The organism is Rhizobium bangladeshense (genome assembly GCF_017357245.1).
Classification (GTDB): Bacteria; Pseudomonadota; Alphaproteobacteria; order Rhizobiales; family Rhizobiaceae; genus Rhizobium; species Rhizobium bangladeshense.
Genome location: NZ_CP071613.1, coordinates 591,884 through 617,032, shown reverse-complemented (window position 1 = coordinate 617,032; position 25,149 = coordinate 591,884). Strand labels below are relative to the sequence as shown.

The window sequence follows — 25,149 nt, the reverse complement described above, 5'->3', positions numbered from 1 at the left end:
GGTCTTGAGATGCTGAAACAGCTACTGACGACAATCGCAATGACAGGCGCGCTGATGGCGGCGCAGCCGTGCCTGGCGGCATCGCCGCCCAACATGCTGGTGATCGGGACGAACCTGACCGGCATCCGCACGCTGGATCCGGCCCAGAACAACGCCCGGACGGTTTCCGAGCTGATCTCCAACCTCTACGACAACCTCGTGCAACTGTCGCCTGATGACCTCAAGACGCTGAAGCCGATGCTTGCGACGAAATGGGAGGTCTCGCCTGATGGTAAGGTCATCACGCTGACCCTGCGCGACGACGCAGTCTTCCAGAGCGGCAACAAGGTCACCGCGGAGGATGCGGCCTGGTCGATCCAGCGCGTCATCAAGATGGGCCAGGTCGGCTCCACCGACGTCGCACTCTGGGGTTTCACATCAGATAACGTCGAAAAGCTCGTCCGCGCCAAGGACGAACACACGCTGGAGATCGAGCTGCCGCAAACGGTCAATACCGACCTGGTGCTCTATTCGCTGGCCGGTTCCTCGATCGGCATCGTCGACAAGAAGACGGTGCTGTCGCACGAGGCGAACGGCGATTTCGGCGGCGCCTGGCTCTCGGCCTATTCCGCCGGCAGCGGCCCGTTCAGTCTGGCGCAATGGCGGCCGAACGATGTGGCGATCTTCAATGCGCAGCCGAAATATTGGGGCGGCAAGCCGGCCATGGCCCGCGTCGTTGCCCGCCATATCCCGGAATCCGGCAATCTCCGGCTTCAGCTCGAAGCCGGCGACGTCGATGTCGGCCAATATGTGGCAAGCGGCGATCTCGATGCGCTCTCCACCAATAAGGATATGGTCATCGAGAACGTGCCGGGCCTCGGCTTCTACTATATCGCCCTCAACCAGAAAGACCCGGACCTGCAGAAGCCGAAGGTCCGCGAAGCCTTTCAGTACGCCTTCGACTGGAAGGCGATCTCCGGCAACATCATGCGCCATACCGGCTTCCCCTGGCAGTCGATGATCCCGCGCGGCATGATCGGCGCTCCCGAAGAGGCCGCCGTCCGCTATGATTACGATCCCGCCAAGGCCAAGCAGCTGCTGGCCGAGGCCGGATACCCCAACGGCCTGAAGAAAGTCCTCAATCCCTCGGGGGCGCCAACCCTGCCCTTCGCCGAGGCGCTGCAGGCGAGTGCGCGCGCCGCCGGCATCGATCTTGATCTCGTGCCCGGCGAGTTCACGCCCGCCTTCCGCGAGCGCAAATTCGAAGTGCTGCTCGGCAATTCCGGCGCCCGCCTGCCCGATCCCTTCGCCGTCGCCACGCAATATGCCTTCAACCCCGACAATAGCGACGAGGCGCGCCTCGGCAGCTATTATCTCTGGCGGACCGGCATGAAGGTTGATGAGCTCAACACGCTGATCGACCAATCGATGAAGGAGCGCGACACGGAAAAGCGCACCGACATCTTCAAGAAGATGGACGGCATCTATGCCGGCATGGCCTCCCCGCTCGTCATCTTCTTCCAGCGAACCGACCCCTATGTCATGCGCGCCAACGTGAAGGGCTATCACGGGCACACGACATGGTCGACGCGCTGGCATGATGTGACCAAGGAGTAGAGCGCGTGGCGAGCGCCGATCTCACATCGAAGCAGGAGGCGAGCCGCCGCTCGACCGCGGGCGGGTTCGCCGACGCGGCCCCGCACCCTCTGATCAGCCTGCTGCGGCGGCTGGCGGGGCGCGTGGTAGCTGTCGTCACGACGCTGCTCGGCCTGCTCTTCCTGACCTTCTCGATGGGTCGCCTGCTGCCCGCCGACCCGGTGCTCGCCATTACCGGGGCGGAGGTCAGCAAGGAGGTTTACGACCGCGTCTATGACGAGCTTGGGCTCGGGCAGCCCATCTGGATGCAATTCCTCTCCTATGTCGGCAAGATCGCCACAGGCGATCTCGGCATGTCGGCGACGACGGGCCAGCCAATCCTCACCGACCTGATGACGATCTTTCCGGCAACCATTGAGCTTGCGATCATCGCCATGATCATCGGTGCGATCGTCGGCATCCCACTCGGCATCACCGCCGCCGTCAGGCGCGGAACCGTGATAGACCACATCGCCCGGATCGTTGCCCTTGCCGGCCATTCCGTCCCGATCTTCTGGACCGGGCTGATGGCGCTCTTCGTCTTCTATGCGAAGCTGAAGCTCGTCGGCGCCTCGGGTCGGATCGACGTCTTCTACGAAGGCCTCGTCACGCCGATGACCGGCTTCCTGCTGATCGATGCGGCGATCCAGGGGCAATGGGACGTGTTTCACAACGCGCTCGGCCACATCATCCTGCCGGCGGCGATCCTCGGCTATTATTCGGTCGCCTATATCAGCCGCATGTCGCGAAGCTTCATGCTGGAGCAGCTGAGCCAGGAATACATCATCACAGCGCGGGCAAAGGGCCTGGGCACCCGCAAGGTCGTCTGGCGGCATGCCTTCAGGAATATCCGCGTGCAGCTGCTGACGATCCTGGCGCTGACCTTCGGGGGCCTGCTCGAAGGCGCGGTGCTGATCGAGACGGTTTTCGGCTGGCCGGGACTTGGCCAATACCTCACCCGCGGGCTGCAGATGAACGACATGAATGTCGTGATGGGTTCGGTGCTGACGATCGGCGCCGTCTTCCTGACGATCAACATCCTGTCCGACGTCCTCTATCGCATCCTTGATCCGAGAACACGGTGACGCCATGACGATCTCGACCGAAGACGCAAACAGCGCAAATGCCGGCGGCTTTCGCGGATGGCTGCTAGCGCCGGAGCCGCAGGGCTGGTTCCACTCGTCGGCGCAGCAGATCCATCAGGGCTGGCAGAAGTTCAGCCTGCACCCGCTCGGCCTTGCCGGCCTCGTCATCATCGTGCTCCTGATCGTGGTCGCGACGGCCGCTCCTCTGCTGACGGGCTACGATCCGATCGTCCAGGATATGGCCGGACGGCTTGCGCCGCCTTCGGCCGAGCATTGGCTCGGCACCGACAATTTCGGCCGCGACGTCTTTGCCCGCGTCATCTACGGCGCGCGCACGACGCTCTACATCATCATGCTGGTTACGATCATCGTCGCGCCCCTCGGCCTGCTGATCGGCACCTTCTCCGGCTATTTCGGCGGCATCGTCGATGAAATCCTGATGCGCATCACCGATATCTTCCTCTCCTTCCCGGGGCTGGTGCTGGCGCTCGGTTTCGCAGCCGCCCTCGGCCCCGGCATCACCAATGCGATCATCGCCATTTCGCTGACCGCCTGGCCGCCGATCGCGCGGCTGGCGCGCGCCGAGACACTCAGCCTGCGCAAGGCGGATTATATCGCCGCCGTGCGCCTGCAGGGCGCGACCTCGATCACGATCATCACCCGCCACATCCTGCCGATGTGCATTCCCTCGGTTATCGTCCGCGTCACCCTCAACATGGCCGGCATCATCATCACCGCCGCTGGTCTCGGCTTCCTCGGCCTCGGCGCGCAGCCGCCATGGCCCGAATGGGGCTCGATGGCCGCAAGCGGGCGCGAATTCATGCTCGACAGTCCGTGGGTGATCGCCGCGCCCGGCATCGCCATCGCGCTCGTCAGCCTCGCCTTCAACCTTGTCGGCGACGCCCTCCGGGACGTCCTGGATCCCAGGGGGGCGGAATGACCGAGCTGATCGATATCCGCAACCTCGAAATCGCCTATGGCGGCGGCCACATGCGCGCGGTGCGCGGCGTGAGTTTTACGCTCGGGCAGGAAAAACTCGGGATCGTCGGCGAGTCCGGGTCGGGCAAGTCCACCGTCGGCCGCGCCATCATGAAGCTCCTGCCGCCAACGGCACATGTCAGCGCCGAGCGGATGCGCTTTGGCGACCTCGACCTCCTCAAGGCGGATGAGAAAACGATGATGACGATCCGCGGGAGACGCATCGGGCTCATCCTGCAGGATCCGAAATACTCGCTCAACCCCGTCATGCGGATCGGCGAACAGATCGCCGAAACCTATAGTCTTCACCATTCAAAGGAGAGCGCCAGGAAAGCCTACAGTCAGGCGCTCGTAATGCTCGAGGCCGTCAAGATCCGCGATCCCGAACGTGTCGCCCGCCTCTATCCGCACGAGATATCGGGCGGGATGGGCCAGCGCGTGATGATCGCCATGATGCTGATAGCCGAGCCCGAAGTGCTGATCGCCGACGAACCGACCTCGGCGCTCGACGTGACGGTGAGGCTCGAAATCCTGGCTCTGCTCGACGAGCTGGTCTTGCGCCGCAATCTCGGCCTGATCTTCATCAGCCACGACCTCAACCTCATCCGCAATTTCTGCGATCGCGTCCTCATCATGTATGCCGGCCGCGTCGTGGAAGTGCTCGACGCCCGTGATCTCGACAAGGCGAAACACCCCTATACGCAAGGGCTGCTGGCATCGCTGCCGAAGATCGAGGATCCGCCCGCCCGGCTGCCGATCCTGAAGCGCGATCCCGCCTGGCTTGACGAACTCGCATCGGAGCCGCCACGATGATCCGGATCGACAATCTCACCATCCGCTTCGGACACGGGCAAAGGCCTGTTGTCAGAAATGTCAATCTCGCCGTCGAAAGCGGCACGGCCTTCGGCCTGGTCGGCGAATCCGGCTGCGGCAAATCCACAGTGCTTCGGGCGCTCTCAGGCCTCAACGCTAATTATGACGGGCAGATCGCGCTTAACGGCGAAACGCTGGAGCGAGAGCGCAGCCGACCGTTCTTCCGCCGGGTGCAGATGGTGTTCCAGGACCCTTACGGATCGCTGCATCCGCGCAAGACCATCCGCTCGCAGCTGCAGGAGCCGCTGCGCAACCAGGGTCTGGACAGCAATTCCGTCGATGTGAATGCCGTGCTTCGATCAGTCGGCCTCGATCCGGCGCTGAGCTACCGGTTTCCGCATCAGCTCTCCGGCGGCCAGCGGCAGCGCGTGGCGATCGCCCGCGCTCTGATGCTGAACCCCGACGTCTTGCTTCTCGACGAACCGACATCGGCGCTCGATGTGTCGGTCCAGGCCGAAATCCTCAATCTGCTGCAGAACCTGCGCAAGGAGCGCGGCCTCACCTATCTCCTCGTCAGCCACGACCTCGCCGTCGTCTCCCACATGTGCAGCCGTGTGGCGATCATGGAGGCGGGCGAAATCGTCGAACAGGTCGATATCGAGGCGCTGCGAAGAGGCGCGGTCGAACATCCCTATTCGCAACGCCTGCTGCGGGCGAGCCGGATGTATGGGAGGGCTTAGCCGGAGATCGGTGCGGCCGGCACGACCAGTTTCACATCGGTCTTTACCTCTTCCATCATGCGCCTGGTGCGATCAGCCATTTACGTCCTCGACAAAATGTGCTCGGCGCCCTTCTCGGCAATCATGATCACTGGCGAGTTGGTATTGCCTGACACGATTGTGGGCATGATCGAGGCATCGACCACCCGCAGCTTCGCCAATCCATGAACCCGCAATTGCGGGTCGACAACCGCCATCGTGTCGTTGCCCATCTTGCAGGTGCCGACAGGATGGAAGATCGTCGTGGCGATGTCGCCGACGCGACGGATCAGTTCCTCGTCGCTCTGGTAATTCGTGCCCGGCAGCGTCTCCTGCGGCCGGTATTTGCGAATGGCGGCGGCCTCCATCAGCCGGCGGGCATGCCTGACCGATTTCGCCGCGACCAGCCGATCGCCAACGGTCGAAAGATAATTCGGGCGGATTTGCGGTGCCAGGGAAGGGTCGGCGCCGCCAACATGCACGGTTCCCCGGCTTTCCGGCCGCAGATTGCAGACGGAAACGGTGACGGCCGGATATTTGTGCAGCGGTTCGCCGAGCCGGTCGGTGCTCAACGGCTGCACATGGTATTCGAGATCGGCCGTAGCAACAGCCGGATCGCTCCTGGCAAAGATGCCGAGCTGGCTCGGCGCCATCGACAATGGCCCGGACCGGCGCAGCATATACTCGAGCCCCATGCCCGCCCGGGTGAACATGTTGTGATAGAGCTGGTTCAGCGTCTTGGCGCCCTCGATGCGGAAGACCGTACGGATCTGTAGATGGTCCTGTAGATTTTCGCCGACGCCCGGAAGTTCATGAACGACCTTCAGCCCGGCAGCGGACAACACCTCCGGACGGCCGACCCCGGAAAGCTCCAGGATTTTCGGGGAATTGATCGCGCCGGCGGACAGAATGACCTCGCGACCGGCGCGAGCCAGATAACTCCGCCCATTCAGCCGAAACCGCACGCCTGTCACGCTCCTGCCGTCGAATTCCAGCCGCTCGGTTTCGGCTCCGGTCAACACGCGCAGATTGGCGCGCTTCATCGCCGGGCGCAAAAATGCCTTGGTCGTATTCCAGCGCAGGCCGCCGCGCTGGTTGACCTCGAAATAGCCTGAGCCCTCGTTGTCGCCGGCGTTGAAATCGTCGATTTTGGGGATTCCGAGTTCCTCCGCCGCATCCCGAAAGGCATCAAGGATCGGCCAAGAGAGCCTCTGCTTTTCCACCCTCCATTCGCCGCCGGCCCCGTGCATCCGCGATTTGCCACGATAATTATCCTCGGATTTCAGGAAATAGGGCAGCACGTCGTCCCAGCCCCAGCCGGTATTACCCGCCTGCCGCCAGCCGTCGTAATCGGCTGCCTGGCCCCGCATGTAGATCATGCCGTTGATCGACGAGCAGCCGCCCAGAACTTTTCCACGCGGATACGGCAGCGACCTTCCGTTCAGTCCGTCTTCCGCCGCCGTCTTCATCATCCAGTCGGTCCGCGGGTTGCCCATGCAGTAGAGATAGCCGATCGGCACATGCACCCAATGATACCGGTCGCTGCCGCCCGCCTCGAGCAGAAGGACGCGATTTTTCGGATCGAGCGACAGCCGGTTGGCCAGAACACATCCCGCCGATCCCGCACCGACGACGATGAAATCGTATTTTTCCGCATCGTTTAACGCATCATTCAAATGCATATTCATGCCGCCACTCCCGCAACAGCTGGCTCGGCCGCTGTCAGACGCCGCCAGAACGGCGCCATCGCTTCAGCTATGTCGCGATAGAGCTCATAACGACGCGCATAATGCGCCTCGAGCGAGACGTTCGGGCGATAATGCCGCTCGGTAGCAACCATGGCCGCAGCGCCGGCGCTGAAGTCCGCGAAGAGCCCGACGCCGGTTCCGGCCGCAATCGCAGCCCCCAGCGCACCGGTTTCACGCGAGCGGGTAACGGTGACGGGAACACCGAGCACATCGGCAAAGATCTGTGGCCAGATCAAGCTGCGTGATCCGCCGCCGGACAGAACCGCCTCGTTGAAGACGGCGCCCGCCGTCCGGATTGTCTCGATGTGCTGGCGATGACCGAAGGCGACACCTTCGAGAAGCGCGCGAACGAGATGCCCCTTGGTGTGCCAGCCGGCGATACCGTAGAACCCGGCGCGGGCGTGGCCGTCCTGCTGAGCACCATAGAGATATGGATGGTAGATCGGGTCGTTTGCCGCGGGCTCGATCGCCGCAGCCAGCGCGCAGCAGGCATCGAAGGGAGACGTGCCTTTCACAGGCTCGCCTTCGAAGAACTCCCGCACCAGCCACTCGAGATTGGCGGCCGAGGTCGCACTGTTCTCCATCGCCATATAGCGGGTGCGATCGAAAGTCGAAGACATGAAGACCGGCTCATCGAGATCAGGGCCGTCGACAATGACCTGGTTGATGCTCCAGGTTCCGGCAATGATCGAGGCGCTGCCGGTGCGCGAAACGCCCGATCCGAGCGCCGAGGCGACGACGTCGAACAGGCCGCCGACCACCGGAGTCCCGGCGGCGAGCCCGGTCTCCAACGCCGCCTCTTCCGTCACCGTACCGGCAATGTCCGCGCTTTCGATGAGCGGCGGCAGGAGGTCCATGCAATCGGCCAGTCCGTAGGCCTCCATCAACGCCTTGTCGTAACGGCGCGTGGCAAGATCGAGGAGCCCGGCCCCCGACATGTCAGACACCTCGCTGACGCGGCAGCCGGTCAGGCGGTTGACGACAAAATCTTTCGAGAAGAATACCGTACCGATACGGTTGAACAGTTCCGGCCGGTAGCGCTTAAGCCAGCCAAGCAGCGTCGGCGTCTGGGATGGCCACGGACGCTGTCGGGCGATCGGATAAGTCCGGTCGCCAACACCGGCCTCTCGCCATTCGTCGGCCAGCCCGGCCGCCCGCGTGTCGAGCGATTGGATGCCGAGCAGTGGAGCGCCTTCCCGATCAAGCGCATAGAGACCGTTGCCATGTCCGGCGCAACCGATCGCAACGATTTCCTCCGGTTGAATCTCTGCCTTTCCGATGCAGGCGCGGATGACTTGCCGTGTATTCGTCCAAAGTTCCTCCAGCCCCCGCTCGACATGCCCCGGGTGCGGCATGCGGCTATGCCCCTCCTCGCACGCGGCCGCGATCTCGTTGCCCTGCCGGTCGAATATCACCGCTTTGATAACGGTGTTGCCGGCATCGAGCCCCAAAAGATAGTCTTTCATGCGGGAACCCCTCCCAAGGTTCGAAACGTGAAATTCAGCCTTGGTGGTAGAGCGCTGAGGCCTGTTCGCCGCTCGCGTCATCATGCACGATGGCCATCAGACCGCGCACCACCGCGCTCGGATTGGCATGCTGATAGATGTTGCGCCCGTAAACCATGCCCATTGCGCCCTGCCGCATCAAGGCCGCAGATTTGTCGAAGACCGCGCGCAGGTCTTCCCTGCCGCCGCCGCGCACCAGAACCGGGCAGCGCGCGGCCTCCACCACCCTGTGAAACTCTTCGGCATTATCGGTAGGATCGGCCTTGACGATATCGGCGCCCATTTCGCGGGCAAGCCGCGTCAGCGTGACGATCTTGTCGGTATCGCCGTCGACCATGTAGCCGCCCTTTTCGGTGACCGGCTGCATCACCAGCGGCTCGATCATCAGCGGCATGCCATATTTGTCGCAGTCGGCTCGCACGCGAGAGATGTTCTGCACGCACTGGCGGAACAGGTCCGGCTCGTCCGGCAGCATGAACAGGTTGACGACGACGCACGCCGCGTCCATCTCGATGGCGCCGATGAGCGGCTCAGCCTCGTTCTGCAGCACGGCCCACATGTCGCGGTGGCGGATCCGGTTGTAGGGATTGCCCATGTCGATGCGCATCACCAATGCTGGCTTGTCCTTGCCGGACACGTCCTGCAGCAGGTCCGCCTGGCCATAGTTCATCTGGATCGCGTCCGGCCTGGCGGAGACCAGCGCCTTGACGACGGCCTCGATGTCCTCGAGCCCGTTGAGGAAAGACGGCTCGTTGCAGACGCCGTGATCGACCGCCACGTCGAGGCAGCGGCCGCCGCCGAACAGCCGATTCATCCGGACTTTGCTGTTGTATCGCATTTCGTGCTCCTTGGTTCGTTCCTTGCGGAAAGCATGTCTTCGTCGACGCCATGGCGTTCGCTGAGAAGGGTGAGAAAACGGTCGCGCTCGCTGGCGCGCTGCTCCACGGTCCAGCGCTTTTCCTGAGCCAGCAGGTCGAGCACGGCATCCATCATGTCGAGCGAAAGCTCGCCGGAGACGGACAGCGTCGTGCGCCGCAACAGCAGATCGTCAAGATGCTCTACTGCTTCATTGCGGATCAGGAACTGCAGTTCCCGCTGGGAATATCCGGACTTCGGCATCACCACGTCCGGCCCGGCCGCAATGAACACAGCGATTTCTTCGGCCTCCGTACCGTAACGGTCAAAAAGCTCGGCGGCCCGTTCGCTGGAAATTCCGGTTCTTTGGGCCAGCGTCACCGACCACCGGGTCTTGTCGGATGGATACTGCCGGCCGCCGCCGATCGGGCGCTCTGAGGTCTCGATCCGGCGCTTTCTGCCGAGCCGCTCCAGTGTCATGTCGGCGGCGAGCTCGCCGAATGAGCGGAATGTCGTCCACTTGCCGCCGATCATGCAGAGCACAGGCGGATCACCCTCGGGCTGCTCCAGCACAGTGCAGAAGTGATCGCGCGGGATGCGTCCGGTAAAACTGTCGGTACTGGCCGGCAGCGGTCGTACGCCGGAAAACTGGAAAACGATCTGCTCCCGCCGGATGACAATGCCCGGCAGCACGAAGGCGAGCGATTGCAGAATATAATCACGCTCATCCGCCTCGCAGCGCACTGTTGCCGGATCATCGACGCGGATATCGGTGGAGCCGACGAGAACCTTGCCCAGATAGGGAAACAGAATGCAGATCCGCCCGTCCTCGTTCTCGTAATAGATCATGTGACCGGCAAGCGCGTCGCGCAGGTCCGCATTGTCGATGATCAGATGCGAACCCTTGGTGCCTCCGATCAGCGCCGCCGGCCGCGCGTCCGGTGAAAACAGGGTCTGATTGGCGATGTCGATCCAGCCGCCGGTGGCATTGACGATCAGCGCCGGTTCGAGGGCAAGGGATGCTCCGCCGATCCGGTCCGCGAGGCGGTACCCGCCGCCCTCCGCCCGTTGCAGTTCGGCGTAGTTCAGCGCCACCGACCCGGACTCTGTTGCAAGACCGTCCTGCAGAAGCTCGATGCCCAATCGCTCAGGATGGCTGACCCAGGCGTCGAAATAGGTGGCGGAACTTTTGATATCGGGGTTGAGCGCCGGCCACTTGCTAAGCGTCGTTCGCCGGCCGCGAAACTGGTGGCGCGGCATCAGTGCCCGCTTGCGTGTCAGGAAATCATAGATGCTGAGTCCGGCTTTGACGGCGACAGCGCCGCGGCGGCTCGGACGACGGCTGAGTCCCAGGAAGCGGACGATGCCGTTGCCGAGGCCGGAAAAAATATCGAACACGGGCACCGTCGTCGGCAGCGGCGCAATATAATGCGGCGCGTTGCGCAACAGCCGATCCCGCTCGACCAGCGATTCCTGCACCAGCTTGAATTCGCCGTTTTCAAGATAGCGCAGCCCACCATGGACCATGCGCGACAGCGCCGAACTGGCACCGGAGCAATAGTCGTGCTTCTCGACGAGCAGTACTTTCAGCCCCTGCAGCGCCAGCTCCCGAAAGACGCTGATGCCGTTTATGCCGCCGCCGATAACGCACACGTCCACCTTCGGGCTCTGGCGAAGCCCGTCCAATATCTCTTCACGCTTCATGATGGCGTCCGCTACCTATCCATATCAGTCAGTCTCGCCGCTATGCCCGCCTCGATAGCGGCAAGATCGACGGCGTCCAGCCGGATGGTGCCGGCCCGGGCATTGTCCAGCGCCTGTGCCGGGTTGCGCGCCCCGCAGAGTGCAAAGGTGATGCCGGGTTGCGCCAGTGTCCAGGCAATCACGATCTGCGCAATGCTGGCGCTGTGTTTTTCGGCAACCGGCCGGATGGCGTCGGCAAAGGCCGTCGCCTTCTGGCGGTTGCCGATCGAAAATCGTGGGCTGTCCTTGCGCTGATCATCACCGGAAAACACGCGGTCCGGACCGATAGTGCCGGCCAGCAATCCCAGCGCCAGCGACGAATAGCTCAGAGTCGCGATAGAGTTGGCCTTGGTCAGCGGCAAAAGCTCCGCCTCGATCTCGCGGTCGATCATGCTGAACCGCTCCTGGATCGCATCGAGGCCACCGGCCGCGATATAGGCAGCGAGCTCGTGGCGGCTGACATTGCTCGCCCCGATCGCCCGGATCTTGCCTGATGTGCGCAGATCCTCCAGCGCCCGCATCGTTTCCTCGATCGGCGTCGTCGGATCCTGCCAATGGGTGATATAAAGATCGATATAGTCGGTTCCAAGCCGCGTCAGGCTTTCCTCGACCTCGTGCAGGATGGCATCGCGGCCGAGATAACGGTGGACCGGCTTGCCGTCCTGGTCGAAGAAATGACGGCCCTTCTGCGTATGCCAGACAAGGCCGCATTTGGTCGCGACCACAGCCTTTTCGCGGCGTCCAGCGAGTGCCTTGCCGACAATCTCCTCGGCACGTCCAAGCCCGTAAGCCGGCGCCGTGTCGATCAGCGTCACCCCGGCGTCGAGCGACGCCCGGATCGCGGCGATGGATTGCTGTTCATCGGTACCACCCCACATCCAGCCGCCGATCGCCCAGGTGCCGAGGCCGACCGCCGAGGCGGAAACGCCGGATTTGCCGATTTCCCGTGTCAATTGCTGCCCGCTCATGCCCATTTTCCTTCGCCACTTGCCAGCGCCAACACCCGCGCACCCGTCGCTTCGTCGGTCACCAGCGTGTCCAGATGATTGCCGCGCAGGACGCTGAGGATCGGGCCGGCCTTGTTCGGTCCGCTCGCAACACCGATCTTGGTAGGGATCGAAGCGAATTCCGGCAGCGTCAGCGACACCAGCGAGCGGTTGAGGCTGTAGTCGCAGACTTGACCATGATCATCGAGCAGATGCGCCAGCAATTCGCAGGAAGCGCCGGACCGCTCGATCGCGGCGCGGTCGGTGCTGGAGGACGGATGCAGGTCGTAGTAGCTCGAATCGTCCGACAGGATCGAGCCTATGCCGACCATTGCCACCTTCGCCTCGCGCGCCCGTTTGAATACGTCTGCGACGGAACGCATGTTGATCAGCATCGCCCGCTGCTCGGCATCGTCGGCAAAGAGAGGCGCATGGATCTGATAGGAATGACCTCCGAGCCGGTCCGCCATCAGGGTCGAGACATGGTTGACGTCGGTATAGTGCTTCCCCTGCACGCAGCCCGTCGCCGGAATGACCTGGACATCAAAACGACGCGGCGGCTTCAGCCCGGCAACAACGGCACTCACGCCCTTACCACCGGTAATGCAGATCGTATCGCCGTCGGTGATCTCTTCCAGCAGCAATCGTGCTGCGGCTTCGCCGACGGCTTGAAGCGCCGTTTGCGGATTGTCCGATACTGTCGGCACCACCACGGCGCGGCCGATGCCGCCAAGCGCCTGCAGCTGTTCTTCCATATCGACCAGCGGCTCGACCGGCGATTTGATCTTGATCTCGACCAGACCGAGCTGGCGGCCGCGCTTGATCAGGCGGTTGACGGTGGCGTGCGAGATGCCGAGCTGATCGGCAATCTGGGACTGTGTCAGTCCCTCGAGAAAATGCAGGACCAGAGCCTGGTGCATTTGCCGGGCGACGACGATTTCCTCGCGCGGCGCGTTTGCGGGTTTGAGCTTGGCTATCGGCATATCAGGCAGCCTTCCGCTTGTGCAGGAAATGGTCGATCGAAACGGCGGTCAGCAGAATGCAGCCTTTGATCATGTCTTGCCAATAGACGGACACGTTGAGCAAGATCAACGAGCTTGTGACGACCGACAGCAGGGCGATGCCGAGGATTGCTCCCAAAATCGTTCCGGAGCCGCCGTTCAGCGACGCACCGCCAATCACCGCGGCTGCGATGATGTTGAGCTCCATGCCGACACCGAAGGTCGGCGTCGCGGCACCGAAGCGTGACATGTAGATCGTCCCGGCGACACCGGACAGCGTGGCACAGAGCACCGTCACCCAGAACTTCACCTGCCTGGTCTTTATACCGGAATAGAGCGCGGCCTTCTCGTTGCTGCCGGTGTAGAACACCTTGCGGAAGGCGGTTGCCCGGCGCAGCAGGAAATCGAACAGCATGACGACCGCAACAAAAATCAGGATCACATAGGGGACACCGTAGAACGTGCCCTGCCCGACCGCTTTGAACGAGGGCGGCAAGGTGAACAGCGACAGCGGCGTGCCCTTGGTAATGATCAGGCAGATGCCACGCACGATCACCATCGCCGCAAGCGAAGTAATGAAGTGATTGAGCCCCACGACCGTGACGAAAAAGCCCATGGCGCAGCCGATCAGGCCGCTGGCGATGATCCCGATCAAAGATGCGCTCCACGGATCGAGGCCCATCAGGAACAGGGAGCCCGACAGCACCATTGAGAAACAGACGACCGAACCGACCGACAGGTCGATGCCGCCGACGATCAACAGGATGGTCATGCCGACGACGACGATCCCCTCCACCGAGAACGACATCAGCATTGCCCGGAAGTTGCCGAGCGTCAGGAAATGCGGCGAGGCAAAGCTCATCGCGACGCAGAGCGCCAGGATGATAGCGATCAGTCCCGCCTCGCGCATCGTCCCCAGCCGCTTCCAGCCCGGTATGCGTGAATGATGTGCCGTTGCCAACGTAGCGTCCGCCATGACCTTGTCTCCTGCCCCTGCTTTTTCTCTACGCGGCATGCTCTGATGCCCCTGACTTACCGTGGCGGCCGACACCCGACGCGAGCCGCATGATCGCTTCTTCCGTCATCGTCTCGCCCTCCACCTCGCCGGCAACCGTGCCTTCGTGGATGACCAGCACCCGGTCGCACAGACCGAGAAGTTCCGGCAGTTCCGACGAGATGACGACGATGCCGATGCCGGAGCGCGCCAGATCGCGCAGCAGCCGGTGGATTTCTGACTTCGCGCCGACATCGATGCCGCGGGTCGGCTCGTCCATCAGAATGACCCTGGGGTTGACCGCCAACTGCTTGGCAATCGCCACCTTTTGCTGGTTTCCGCCCGACAGCGACGAAACCGGCATATCGATGCCGCCCATCCGCACGCCGAGCTGCCGGGCCAGGGTGCGGGCACGATCCGCTTCGGCCGCGGAATTTAACAGTCCAAGCGGTCCGGTCAGCGATTTCAGATCGAGAACCGCAATGTTGCGAGCAACGGAGAGATCCAGGAAAATGCCGGAGCCTTTCCGGTCTTCCGACAGGTAGACGATGCCCGCCTGTGCGGCCTGCGCATAGGAACGTGCTCGCAGCCGCTGTCCGTGCAGCTCCACCTCGCCGGCGATCACCGGCCGCAATCCGCAAATGCCTTCGGCTATCTCGGTGCGACCCGAGCCGATCAGCCCGCCGACACCAAGAATTTCACCCTTGCGCAGTTCGAAATTTACATCCTCGAAGCGGCTGCCGTCGCCGAGACCGCGGACGCTCAAAATGAGCTCGCCGGTCCGCTCCGCCGGCGCCTGCTTTTCCGGATAGAGCTGGGTAATCTCGCGTCCGACCATGCGGCGCACGACATCGTCCGGGGTCAGGCCCGCGACCTTCTCCGTCGAGACATAGCGGCCATCACGAAATACCGTGACGCGGTCGCACAGGCTGAAGATTTCGGCCATGCGGTGGCTGATATAGATGATCGAAATGCCCTGCGCCTTGAGGTCACGAACGATTCCGAAGAGGATCTGGGCTTCTGCTTCGGTCAATGCCGCCGTCGGTTCGTCGAAGATCAGAACGCGACAATCGAGCGTCAGTGCCTTGGCAATCTCGACAAGCTGCTGGCTGGATATCGGCAAGTCGCCGACTTTAAGTCGCACGTCGATCGGGGCGAGACGATTCATCACGATCTGCGCATTGCGCTCCAGACTGCCGTAATTCATGAGAGGCGAGCGGCGGCGGTTGGTGGCGGCCATGAACATGTTCTCGGCTACCGTCGCATCAGGGCAGAGCGCGATTTCCTGATGCACCAGCCCAATCCCAAGCGCCTGCGCCGCGGCAGGCGACGTCACCTTGACCGGCACGCCATCGACGAGAATGGCTCCCTCGCTCGGCTGCAGCACGCCGGCAATGATGTTCATCAGCGTCGATTTGCCCGCGCCGTTTTCGCCGCAAAGCGCATGAATCTCGCCTTTATCCAGGCTGAAGCTCACATCCGTCAACGCCTTCACCGCACCGAAGTGCTTGCTGACATTGCGGATTTCCAGAACCGGCACCGAAGCCATCATCCTCTCCTCCTCACGCTCACGGTAGCTGTCCGGAGTTTCCTGCCCCGGACAGCCGGCACAAAGACCTACTCCTCGATGCCTTTGGTGCCCCGCCGCTTCAGATACTTGTCCCAGTAGAAGTCATCGGCATTGCTAGCCGTGACGATCGACAATCCGTTATCGACGAAGGGAATACTCATCGGGTTGAAGCCGACGCGCTTGGCGTCATTCATCGGATCGATCAGCTCCGGATGCTTGGCAAGCCACAGGAGCATGAAGCCCATGTAACCCTGCATGCCCTGGTTCGGATTGATCGAGCCGAACACCTCGCCTGCCTTGATCATGTCGAGAATATTGGCGTTGACGTCGGCGCACATGACGAGGATCTTGCCGCCGCTTTCCTTGTTGGCCTGGGCAGCGCCGATTGCCGAATTCGCCTCCGGCATGAAGACGGCGCCAAGGTTCGGATGGGCCTGCACCAGGCTCATCAGGCCCTGGTAGGCCTTGTTCGGGTCCTGGTTGGACGCCGCGCGGCCGACCAGCTTCATGTCCGGATATTTTTCCTCCATGCGGGCGATGAAGGCGGCGATACGCTTGTCGTGATTGTCCTGGCCGGGATTTTCAAGAACGGCATATTCACCCTTGCCGCCCATCTTTTCGGCAATCGCGTCGGCCGCATAGGTGCCTTCGCGGGTATTGTCCGACGTGACGAACGAGATGCGCTTGGAAAGCGGTGCGTCGGCCGCGAAGGTGACGACCGCCGTGCCCTGGTCGATCGCCCGGTTGATCGGTTCGATGAACGGGTCCGAGTTCATCGGATGAACGAGGATGCCAGCCGGGTTCTGGGCCAGCGCCTGATCGAAGGTGGCGATCTGCTTGTTGACGTCATATTCCGGCGTGCCGGTATAGGCGGTTTCGCACCCGAGCTGCTGACCGGCCTGTTTGAACATTTCATAGACCGGGAACCAATATTCGACACCCGAAACCATGACATTCATGACGTATTTTTCACCCGGCTTGCAGCGGAACGGGTTTTCCGTCGCGCTGCCTCCGCCGGCGAAAAGTGTCGATGCGAGGACTGCCAATGCAGTCGTGGTTAGAAATTTGCGCAAGTTTCCTCCTCGAGGCCGAAGCCCCTCCCAAATATCCGGCGGCGCCCAAGCGGCTGCCGATGATCCATTGAAGACCGGAGTTCCTCCTCGAAGTCCGGTATGGAGAGCTAATCGCAACAGCAAACATATGTCAATATAATTCATGGCATGAAATATATTTCATCCTTTAAGGCTTCGCCTGGTGCGCTTGACATCGGCAGCGTTAAGACCGAAGCCGCACGTGGCCGCGCATGCGCGGCCGCTTTTTCGAGGATACGTGAGATGAAGACCACCACGGCCGCTGCCAATGCCGGAAACCTGATCGTGATGGGCGTTGTGCTGATGCTGCTCGGCGATCTCCTCTTTGCGCTCAACGATGCGATGGGCAAGTGGCTGATGGCGAGCTTCGCCGTCGGCCAGGTACTGGTGATCCGTTCGGTGGGGGCCTTCATTGTGCTCGGGCCGATGATCCTGCGGCAAGGGCCGATGGCCCTCTTCCGCGTCGAGCAGAAAGGGTTGCAGTTCATGCGGGTCGTCATGGCGACGGCCGATGTCGCGCTGTTCTACGCTGCCGTCGCCTATCTGCCGCTCGCCGACGTCATGACCTTCTACATGGCCGGGCCGATCTACATTGCGGCGCTCTCGCATTTCTTTCTCGGGGAAAAGATCGGCTGGCGCCGTTGGCTCGCCGTTCTGCTCGGCTTCGCCGGCGTCGTCATCGCGCTGCGTCCGTCGACGGCGATGCTCTCGCTTCCGTCGCTCTTTGGCCTCGCCGGCAGCTTTTCCTTTGCGCTGTCACTGGTGATGAGCCGCTACCTGCGCTCGACCAGCGACACGACGCTGGTAACCTGGCAGACGATCGCCGCACTCCTAACAGGCATCATACTCAGCATCGGCAACTGGCAGCCCGCAACATCCATCGATTGGGCCGGCATGCTGCTGCTCGGCATCGTCGCCACCTGCGCGCATCTGCTGATCACCCGCTCGCTCAAGCTCGCGCCGGCATCGCTGCTGGCGCCGCTGCAATATACGCTGCTGCTCTGGGCGATCTTACTGGGCTACATCTTCTTCAATGACATTCCCGATGCGCAAATCATCATCGGAGCCGCAATCATCGTCTTTGCCGGTCTCTTCATCTTCCATCGAAAGAATTTGAAGGAAACGATTCCGACCGAAGCCGTCCCGCCGGATGGGCATTGAGGATTAACTATCCGTGGCCGGCGGCGGCTCCCAGCCGAAGACGCTGCGGCCTCCGAGCTCGGCCGATTGGCGAAATTCGCCGGCGATGATCTCCTTGAGGTCGGGGCCGGTGACGTAGCGTTCCATCTGCCGAGATTGCTCGTCCAGGCGCTTCAGCGCCTGCAACTCCTCCTCAAGTCCGAGCTTGCCTTTGCGCACGGCCGACTTCATCACGCCAATCGTCTCGTCATAGACCTTGAGCGGCACCGGGAAGGGATGGCGGTCCTTGCCGCCATGGGCGATCGAGAAGCGCGCCGGATCGGAAAAACGGCAGGGTGCGCCGTGTACGACCTCCGCCACCATCGCCAGCGCCTTCACCGTCCGGGCGCCGACGCCGGGAACGAGCAGCAGTTCCTGGAAATCCGTCGGCCCGCGGTCGGCCGCGGCAGCCAGATTTCCGTGCAGGCGGCGCATGTTCACGTCGCTCTCCCGCACATCGTGATGGGCGGGCATGATGAGATGCGGCAGCAGCGGCTGTTCGGCGGGTTCGGGCGCCGGCTCTTGGGCGCGCAGCAGTGCCGCGGCTTCTCGAACGATCCGGTCGGGGCCCAGCGTTGCCAGGAGGTCGAGCTGGCCACGCCGCGAGCGCTCGGCGCGTTTATCGGCGAGATTGACGATCTCACCCTGGCTCCTGCCTTCGATTGCCGCATGCGGCGAGTCGACGAAGCTTTCCAGCCCTTCGGAGAGCCAGTGATAGCGCCGGGCCTGCCGCCGGTCGCCGTTCATGCCCTGCTGCACCACCACCCAATGACCGTCATCGGCGACGATGAAGCCGTGGAGATAAAGGTCGAAGCCATCCTGAAGCGCGGCGCTGTCGACCTTGGCGATGAGGCGGCTCGTCGTCGCCAGCCCCTCCCCGTCGAGGCCGACGCGTTCGCCGATCGAAACGAGCTCCTGCGGGGTCTTGCGCGAATGCGTGCCTCGGCCGCCGCAGACATGCAGGCCAAGTTCGCCAGCGCGCGGCTTAAGCCCTCGCTTCAGCGCACCGAGAACGCTGGTCGTGATCCCGGAGGAATGCCAGTCCATGCCCATGACCGCGCCGAAGGACTGGAACCAGAAAGGGTGGGCGAGCCGGCGCAGGAATTCGTCGCGACCGTAGTGATGGATGATTGCCTCGGTGATCAGCGTTCCCAGCCGCGTCATCCGGTCGCCGAGCCAATGCGGCACGCGTCCCCCGTGAAGGGGAAGGTCGGCGCTGCCTGCTCGTTGTGACATTCTGTTTCCTTATATCGTGCACACAGGACGGCGGAGCGCTGATCGATCGGGAACCCTGTGAAATTCCAGGCGTTTGCTTTCAGTCAAACGGCCGAGGCAAACATGACCGCATTCGAAAGCATATCCAATCAACCGTACCTGACACGAACAAAAGCGCAACATCCAAGCGACGAAAAAGAGGGAAGCACGGCACTGCGGCTGCATGGACGCGCGGAAAAAGCCGCGTTCTTGATCAATGGCAACAAATATTTTGCAGAAGTCTCGCGGGCGTTGCGACAGGCCCGCCGCAGCGTGTGGATCGTTGGATGGGACTTCCACCCCAATATTCGGATGGAGCCTGAAAAGTCTGAAGAAACCTTGGCCGACCTGCTGCATGCGCTGGCAGCGGAAAACCCCGAGCTTGAAATACGCATCCTTATTTGGGCGCTCGGGCCGATTTATTCGGACAAATCGATTGATCTGCTTCGGAAGAAGAAATTCCCCAGGAATGCGAGGATCGATCTGCGTTTCGACCTACAGGGCGCGATCCGCGGCTGTCATCATCAAAAACTCGTCTGCATCGATGACGCGGTCGCCTTTATCGGCGGCATAGACCTGACGTCGCGGCGATGGGATACCAGGCGCCATCGCGCCAAGGACAGGCTGCGGCGCGACCCCGAGGGGACCCCCTACGATCCGCTGCACGACGTGCAGGCGATGGTGACGGGTGATGCCGCCCGGCTGATCGGTGACATTGCCAGGCGGCGCTGGGAAAACGCCACCGGCGAAAAGCATCTGCCGCTTGCCGCGAGCATGCCCTTCGCCTGGCCGGACGATCTTTCGGTCTCGCTGCGGGAGATCCCTGTCGCTTTCGCCCTGACTGAGCCAGCCACCACCTGGCGCCCCGGGATCGGCGACGGCATTGCCTCAACCCTTGACATCATCGCCCGCGCCCGGCGTCATCTCTATATCGAGGCCCAATATCTAGCCTCCTTCCGCGTCGCCGACGCCATCGCCGCTCGGTTGCAAGAGGAAGACGGACCGGAGGTCGTCGCCATCTGCACCCGCAGCTCTCACGGGCTGATCGAAAAGCTTGTCATGGGCAGCAATCGCGACCGTGTCATCCGCCGCCTCAAACGTGCCGATCGCGCCGACCGCCTGCGGGTCTACTATCCCGTCGTGCCCGGGCGAAAAAAGCCTGGGTCGCCATTGCAGGCGGACAACGAGGTCGAGGTGCTGATCCATTCCAAACTGATGATCGCCGACGACGAGCTGGTTCGCATCGGCTCTTCCAATCTCAACAATCGCTCGGAAGGGCTTGATTCAGAATGCGATCTGCTGTTCGAAGCTGAAAACGGCGAGCATCGTCACGCGATCGCCGACCTGCGCAATCGCCTGCTGGCGGAATATCTCGGAGTGGCTCCCGAGACCTTCGCCGCGGCCTATGCACAAAGCGGCTCAGTGATCGCGGCGGTCGACGCGCTGAATGACAGGCCGCGGGGTCTCAGGGAATTCGCCGTCGCGCTGTCCGGCAGCATCTCGCCGATCACGGGCACCGCGATCTTCGACCCGGCTCGGCCCTTCCTGCCCCTACACCGACTGGGCCTCGGCGCGCTCGTCCGCCTCTTCGTCCGCCCGGCGTAATCGTCGGAAGACGATTTCGCTGACCAGGAGAAGCGTCACGCCGAGTGCCAGCGGAATGAAGAAGTACGCGCAGCGGAAGGCAATCAACGCCCCGATCGATGCCTGCTGCGGCACGACGTAGGACACGGTTGCCTCCAGCACTCCGAGCCCACCTGGAATATGCGTCGCGAGGATTGCCGAATTAGCGAGCACATAGGCCGTGACCGACCTGAAGAAGGCGAGGTCGCCGAAGACAGACAGCATCTGGTGCAAACAAGCGGAAACCAGCGTGAAGTTGATTGTGCCTACCCCGACCTGGGCAACCGCAAACGGAAGCCGAGGCAGCTGAAACGACCAGCGCCACAGCCGCAACTTACCGCGAATGAAGAACGCGAGGCTTGCATAGACGACCGGAACGAGCAGCGCCGACAGGCCGAAGAGCCGGGTTCTGGCCGCATCGAGTTGCAGCAGCCGCGCGGCATCATCCGGATTGACGACCAGCGCAATGCCACTGAGTGTGATAAGGCCGAGCCCGACGGTGACGCCGCAAAACAGGATAATCTTCGCCACGTCCTCCGTGGTCAGCCCCCAGCGGGAATAGAAGCGATAGCGGAAGGCGCCGCTGCTCAGCCCCGCAAATCCGATATTGTGGCCGAGCGACAAGCTGATGAAAGATGCGAGCAGGACCTTCCGGTAAGGCAAGGATTTTCCGAGCGAGCGGATCGCCAGGAAGTCGAAACAGCTCAGGCACAGATAGGACGCCGCCGCAAAGAGAAGTGCGGTGCAGAAGGTCGCAAAAGGTATGCTGCGAACCGATTGGACGATCTGCTCCATGCTGTACTGGCGGAAGATCCGATAGAGAAGAAAGCCCGCGATACAAAGTGCGGCAACGAGCAGCCCATTCAGGAGTATGCGTTTCAGACTCATCGATTGTCCGTTTCCGAGGTGAGCGCCACGGCTCGATCATCTGGAACGATCAAAAGAGTTCTGTGTTCCCTCCGGGAGAACGAGTCCTGTCTCTCGAGGGGAGACCAGCATCAGCGGGCCTATGCCGGATAAATCGATCAAACTCTTGACCTACAATGTGCATAGCTGCATCGGCAACGACCGAAAGCTCGACCCCGGGCGCATCGCTTCCGTCATCGCCGAGGCTGAAGCCGATATTGTCGCTCTGCAGGAGGTCGATGTCCTCAGGCGCAGGACCGGCGGCGTCGACCAGGCCCATACGATCGCCTCACTCCTAAAGATGCAAGCTCATTTTCACCCGGCGCTCTCGATTGCCGAGGAGCAATATGGCGATGCAATCATCACCGCGCTGCCAACAGGCGCTGTCAAGGCTGGTCCTCTGCCATCGATCGGCGAAGCGAGAGGGGCGTTGTCCGTCGAAATATTGGTTGGCGGCAGGAAGTTGCTCGTGGTCAATACACATCTCGGCCTTCGAGGGCGCGAGCGTATTCGGCAGATGACGACGCTCTTGAATTCCGGCTGGCTGCACGGCTCGTCGGACGAACCGGTTCCAAGCATCCTCTGTGGCGATTTCAACGCCATTCCGTCATCGGCGACTTACCGGCTTGCCACGCGCTCATTGACCGACGCCCAGCTTGCAGGCAAGGCGGCGCCGAGAGCGACCTTCCCCTCCCGCTACCCGCTGATGCGCCTCGACCACATCTTCGTCACCAACGATCTCGTCGTCAAACGAGCGTCAGTCCTCGAAACCCGGCTGACGAGGGTCGCCTCCGACCACCTACCTCTACTTGCTGAAATCGGTTTCGCCTGATCACTCCTGCTCGCGCTCAACGCCGGCATCGAAGTGTGGGCGCCGGCGAAGACGGCAAAGGCTTGCCGTCGTGGCCAGGAAGTCCGCGATCTTCTCCAGCGCTTCGCTGAAGCCGGTCAGCGGATCAAGCAACTCATTTGGACGCTCGCGCGGAGATTACCACCGCTGCAGGCGTCGTTGGCGAAACGAGCGAGGTCTTCGAAAGCATTTCTGCAAAAGTGGTCACCGCATCCGAGCAGATGGATATCATCGTCCGCTCGAGCCGGGAGCAGACGCGCTGCATGAGGTCAATTCTTCCGTTAACCTGATGGACCAGAGGACGCAGCAGAATGCCGCCATGGTCCAGGAAATCAGCGCGGCAACCAAAGAAGTTGCCAATGGGACGAGAACGCTCCTGCAACTGATCGATCTGTTCCGAACTGGGTGGAGCCGGCGCAGACCGCGTTGCCGCCGCTTAGCGTCTCAGCCTTCGTTGCAACGCGCACACGAGCGCGGGTGCGTCAGTGATGACTGTAGAGTGGCGTCGCCACCTCTTCGTCGGCGAGATCCGGGTAGAGATATCTGCGCGTGCGGGCAAGTGCTTCCGCCTCCCTGCGGTTCCGCTCCAGCAGCACGGCGGTAATATCCTTGTAGGGTCCGCCATCCGACAAGGCGACGCGGACGGTTCCGCCCTGCGAGAGGAAGTCGCAGAACGATCGCACCGAGCGAAGACGCGTCGTAATCTCTACGTAGCGATCATCATGTCCAGCCATGTTCGCCTCCGTTCAAAACGCCAGGATGTCACGAACACTTCGGCGAGATGATGGCGTCCGCTGCATGGTGAAGAAACCGACCCGCGACCTCACGCAGAACCATCCGTGCATGCTGCAATCACCGCCGCGCGAACTTCCGGTTCATCGCAGCGACGACCAGGGGCAGCGCCGTCGTCGCCACGGTTCCCCAAGGCAACTGTCTCAGCCCCCTGGTGATGACGAATGCGCCGGCCATGGCGCCCGCGAGCTTCAGCCAGGGTTGATTGCCAAGCTGCGCATGAGCGCTGGAATCAGCCCACCTGACGTTTTCAGTTACCACGGTCGCGGCCTGGTGTCTGATTCCATGCAGGCGAGCCCGAAGGTTTTCGAGTTCTCCTCTTAATTCCTGCAGCCGGCTTTCCAGTATGTGCTCCTCAGAGATCCGGACCGGTTCCCCGAGACGATCCTCGGTCGGAGCGGACACATCCCTGCCCAACGTGTCAAAATAGGCCCGGTATTCAGCCTCGCTCGCGAACCCCTCTCGCCGGATGAGATCCGGATTGATGGTCGGCTCTTCTTCGTTCGGCATCGAAGTGCCGGCATTGCCGCGGTTCCTTTCCGCGCCGAAGGCGGCGGACTGATCCTTGATCATGATTGCGTCTCCCGTTGGTTCCTTCCGGCAGAACGCTCGATAGCTCTAATTGATCCGTCCGCCGTCAAGCGGCTGGCACCAATATCGCTGCAGTTACCGGCAGGACGCGCTGAAGCGCTCAGGGCGAAAGTCGGCAAGCAGCGGATGGCGGCGGCTGTTGGCGATCTCGTCCGCCAGCAGCTCGCCGGCAATCAGGCCAAGGGTGGCGCCGCTATGGCTGAAGGCAACGAAATAACCCGGTATCGATGACAGCTCGCCGAAAACAGGCTCGCCGTCGCCAGGAATAGGTTTGGGACCGACCCCATAATCTTCGATCTCAAGCGCCGGATTGCCTTCGAGGACTCTTGACGCCTCTCGCAGCAGTCCCTGCAGCGTCGATTGCCTGACATCGTAGCTGCCGTCGGGATTGACGCTCACCTCTTCCTCCGACCAGGCGGAATCGAGCGCGAAGCCGCCACTGGGCATCCGTCGAATGGCGACGCGAGGCGTATTGAGCACGGCCTTCAGCGGGTGGCGGATCGGCTTGGTCCTGACGAGAAGAGCAATGGGCGTCGCATCTTCGATCTCTTGCCCGGCCTCCGCAACGATTGCGGGAACCTTGCTGCCGGCTGCAAGAAGCACGGCATCGGCGTCGTGGCGCCTGCCGTCCGCCGTGACTACGCCGCGGGCGCGCGCATCTCTGACATCGACCGTCGCGCGTCCGGCATCCGTGATGATCTCGCCGCCGAGCGTGCGAAACTCTTGCGCAAGCCTGCCAATCACGGACGGAAGATCGACCCACCCCTCCCCCGGGTTGAAGATTGCGCCTTGCGGCGTCACGGCGCTTGGGTCGACGCCGGGAGTCACCGTGGCAATCTTCTCCGGGGCGAGCCATTGTGCGTGATAGCCGAGGTCACGTTCATAGTCGAAGACTTCGGCGATCTCGTTGCTGGCGTCGTCCGCGTCCCAGGTCAGGCCGCCATCGAAGCGCAGCCACGGCGCATCGGGATAGCGAGCAGCCAGCGTACGATAGCGGTCAATACCCGCCAGACGCAGCCGGTGATAGGCATCGGAGCGCTTTCGCGCCGAATTCAGCCAGGCGAGCGACCGGCCGGAGGCCCCATTGGCAAGCGGGCCGTCATTGATGAGCATGGTATCAACCCCGAGCCGGGCCAGATGGAGCGCGGTCGAGACACCGAAAATCCCGCCGCCGATGACAACGACCTTCGAAGGTTTGGTGGAAGCATTCATG

The 25,149-nt window shown here is 62.3% G+C and carries 23 protein-coding genes; 8 read left to right on the top strand and 15 right to left on the bottom strand.

The genetic code is table 11. The features are described 5' to 3' along the window. Positions 1–9: 9 nt before the first annotated feature. From J2J98_RS23790 to J2J98_RS23770, 5 genes are read left to right on the top strand one after another with little or no spacing between them, the layout of a single operon-like run. Positions 10–1,596, top strand: a complete 1,587-nt coding sequence (locus J2J98_RS23790) for an ABC transporter substrate-binding protein (RefSeq protein ID WP_207603330.1) — start codon at positions 10–12, stop codon at positions 1,594–1,596. Positions 1,597–1,601: 5 nt separating this feature from the next. Next, positions 1,602–2,699, top strand: coding sequence for an ABC transporter permease (locus J2J98_RS23785; protein ID WP_207603329.1), 1,098 nt, complete (start codon positions 1,602–1,604; stop codon positions 2,697–2,699). 4 nt (positions 2,700–2,703) lie between these two features. After that, positions 2,704–3,639, top strand: a complete 936-nt coding sequence (locus J2J98_RS23780) for an ABC transporter permease (protein WP_207603328.1) — start codon at positions 2,704–2,706, stop codon at positions 3,637–3,639. Then, positions 3,636–4,490 (top strand): ABC transporter ATP-binding protein, encoded by an 855-nt coding sequence (locus tag J2J98_RS23775; RefSeq protein ID WP_207603327.1) that lies wholly within the window; start codon positions 3,636–3,638, stop codon positions 4,488–4,490. The genes J2J98_RS23780 and J2J98_RS23775 overlap by 4 nt, the downstream gene beginning before the upstream one ends. Beyond that, positions 4,487–5,230, top strand: coding sequence for an ABC transporter ATP-binding protein (locus tag J2J98_RS23770; protein WP_207603326.1), 744 nt, complete (start codon positions 4,487–4,489; stop codon positions 5,228–5,230). The genes J2J98_RS23775 and J2J98_RS23770 overlap by 4 nt, the downstream gene beginning before the upstream one ends. A gap of 80 nt (positions 5,231–5,310) precedes the next feature. On the opposite strand, the gene J2J98_RS23765 is transcribed toward J2J98_RS23770, so the two are convergent. The 9 genes from J2J98_RS23765 to J2J98_RS23725 all read right to left on the bottom strand — a co-directional run bounded on the left by J2J98_RS23765 (position 5,311) and on the right by J2J98_RS23725 (position 16,723). Further along, positions 5,311–6,936, bottom strand: a complete 1,626-nt coding sequence (locus J2J98_RS23765) for a GMC family oxidoreductase (RefSeq protein WP_207603325.1) — start codon at positions 6,934–6,936, stop codon at positions 5,311–5,313. Next, on the bottom strand, positions 6,933–8,462 hold the full coding sequence (locus J2J98_RS23760; protein ID WP_207603324.1) for an FGGY-family carbohydrate kinase: 1,530 nt from the start codon (positions 8,460–8,462) through the stop codon (positions 6,933–6,935). The genes J2J98_RS23765 and J2J98_RS23760 overlap by 4 nt, the downstream gene beginning before the upstream one ends. A 34-nt stretch (positions 8,463–8,496) precedes the next feature. Then, positions 8,497–9,339: a class I fructose-bisphosphate aldolase gene (locus J2J98_RS23755; RefSeq protein WP_138396631.1), complete on the bottom strand. Its 843-nt coding sequence runs from the start codon at positions 9,337–9,339 to the stop codon at positions 8,497–8,499. Beyond that, positions 9,312–11,060, bottom strand: a complete 1,749-nt coding sequence (locus tag J2J98_RS23750; RefSeq protein ID WP_207603323.1) for a glycerol-3-phosphate dehydrogenase/oxidase — start codon at positions 11,058–11,060, stop codon at positions 9,312–9,314. Before J2J98_RS23750 ends, J2J98_RS23755 begins: the two co-directional genes overlap by 28 nt. Before the next feature lie 11 nt (positions 11,061–11,071). Continuing rightward, positions 11,072–12,067, bottom strand: a complete 996-nt coding sequence (locus J2J98_RS23745) for an aldo/keto reductase (protein WP_207603322.1) — start codon at positions 12,065–12,067, stop codon at positions 11,072–11,074. After that, positions 12,064–13,068, bottom strand: coding sequence for a sugar-binding transcriptional regulator (locus J2J98_RS23740; protein ID WP_138396634.1), 1,005 nt, complete (start codon positions 13,066–13,068; stop codon positions 12,064–12,066). Before J2J98_RS23740 ends, J2J98_RS23745 begins: the two co-directional genes overlap by 4 nt. 1 nt (position 13,069) lies before the next feature. Beyond that, positions 13,070–14,062 carry an ABC transporter permease gene (locus J2J98_RS23735; RefSeq protein ID WP_138396635.1) on the bottom strand — a complete coding sequence of 331 codons (993 nt, stop codon included), beginning with the start codon at positions 14,060–14,062 and terminating at the stop codon, positions 13,070–13,072. Between the two features lie 28 nt (positions 14,063–14,090). Continuing rightward, positions 14,091–15,629 (bottom strand): sugar ABC transporter ATP-binding protein, encoded by a 1,539-nt coding sequence (locus J2J98_RS23730; RefSeq protein WP_138396671.1) that lies wholly within the window; start codon positions 15,627–15,629, stop codon positions 14,091–14,093. 68 nt (positions 15,630–15,697) lie between these two features. After that, on the bottom strand, positions 15,698–16,723 hold the full coding sequence (locus tag J2J98_RS23725) for a substrate-binding domain-containing protein (protein WP_138396636.1): 1,026 nt from the start codon (positions 16,721–16,723) through the stop codon (positions 15,698–15,700). A 261-nt stretch (positions 16,724–16,984) separates the two neighbouring features. On the opposite strand from J2J98_RS23725, the gene J2J98_RS23720 reads away from it, so the two are divergent. Next, on the top strand, positions 16,985–17,902 hold the full coding sequence (locus tag J2J98_RS23720; RefSeq protein WP_138396637.1) for a DMT family transporter: 918 nt from the start codon (positions 16,985–16,987) through the stop codon (positions 17,900–17,902). Positions 17,903–17,905: 3 nt separating this feature from the next. On the opposite strand, the gene J2J98_RS23715 is transcribed toward J2J98_RS23720, so the two are convergent. Then, entirely contained in the window at positions 17,906–19,156 is a 1,251-nt protein-coding gene (locus tag J2J98_RS23715; protein ID WP_207603321.1) for a DUF763 domain-containing protein, read from the bottom strand. Positions 19,157–19,258: 102 nt separating this feature from the next. Here J2J98_RS23715 and J2J98_RS23710 point away from each other — a divergent pair, with 102 nt between their 5' ends. Beyond that, complete coding sequence (locus J2J98_RS23710) at positions 19,259–20,779, top strand: phospholipase D-like domain-containing protein (RefSeq protein WP_207603320.1); 1,521 nt, start codon at positions 19,259–19,261, stop codon at positions 20,777–20,779. Here the strand turns inward: J2J98_RS23710 and J2J98_RS23705 are convergent. Continuing rightward, on the bottom strand, positions 20,726–21,685 hold the full coding sequence (locus tag J2J98_RS23705; RefSeq protein WP_207603319.1) for a lysylphosphatidylglycerol synthase domain-containing protein: 960 nt from the start codon (positions 21,683–21,685) through the stop codon (positions 20,726–20,728). The two genes, J2J98_RS23710 and J2J98_RS23705, sit on opposite strands and share 54 nt — an antisense overlap. 121 nt (positions 21,686–21,806) lie before the next feature. Here J2J98_RS23705 and J2J98_RS23700 point away from each other — a divergent pair, with 121 nt between their 5' ends. Beyond that, the gene (locus J2J98_RS23700) at positions 21,807–22,535 is read left to right on the top strand and encodes an endonuclease/exonuclease/phosphatase family protein (protein ID WP_207603318.1); all 729 of its coding nucleotides are present in this window, start codon (positions 21,807–21,809) and stop codon (positions 22,533–22,535) included. On the opposite strand, the gene J2J98_RS30720 is transcribed toward J2J98_RS23700, so the two are convergent. From J2J98_RS30720 to J2J98_RS23685, 4 genes are all read right to left on the bottom strand, one after another. Next, entirely contained in the window at positions 22,536–22,667 is a 132-nt protein-coding gene (locus tag J2J98_RS30720) for a hypothetical protein (RefSeq protein WP_259664311.1), read from the bottom strand. Between the two features lie 368 nt (positions 22,668–23,035). Then, a complete protein-coding gene (locus J2J98_RS23695) occupies positions 23,036–23,287 on the bottom strand; it encodes a hypothetical protein (RefSeq protein WP_207603317.1) in 252 nt (83 codons plus the stop codon). A 118-nt stretch (positions 23,288–23,405) separates the two neighbouring features. Beyond that, on the bottom strand, positions 23,406–23,918 hold the full coding sequence (locus J2J98_RS23690) for a hypothetical protein (protein ID WP_064713159.1): 513 nt from the start codon (positions 23,916–23,918) through the stop codon (positions 23,406–23,408). 93 nt (positions 23,919–24,011) lie between these two features. Then, complete coding sequence (locus J2J98_RS23685) at positions 24,012–25,148, bottom strand: NAD(P)/FAD-dependent oxidoreductase (protein WP_207603316.1); 1,137 nt, start codon at positions 25,146–25,148, stop codon at positions 24,012–24,014. Position 25,149 lies beyond the last annotated feature (1 nt).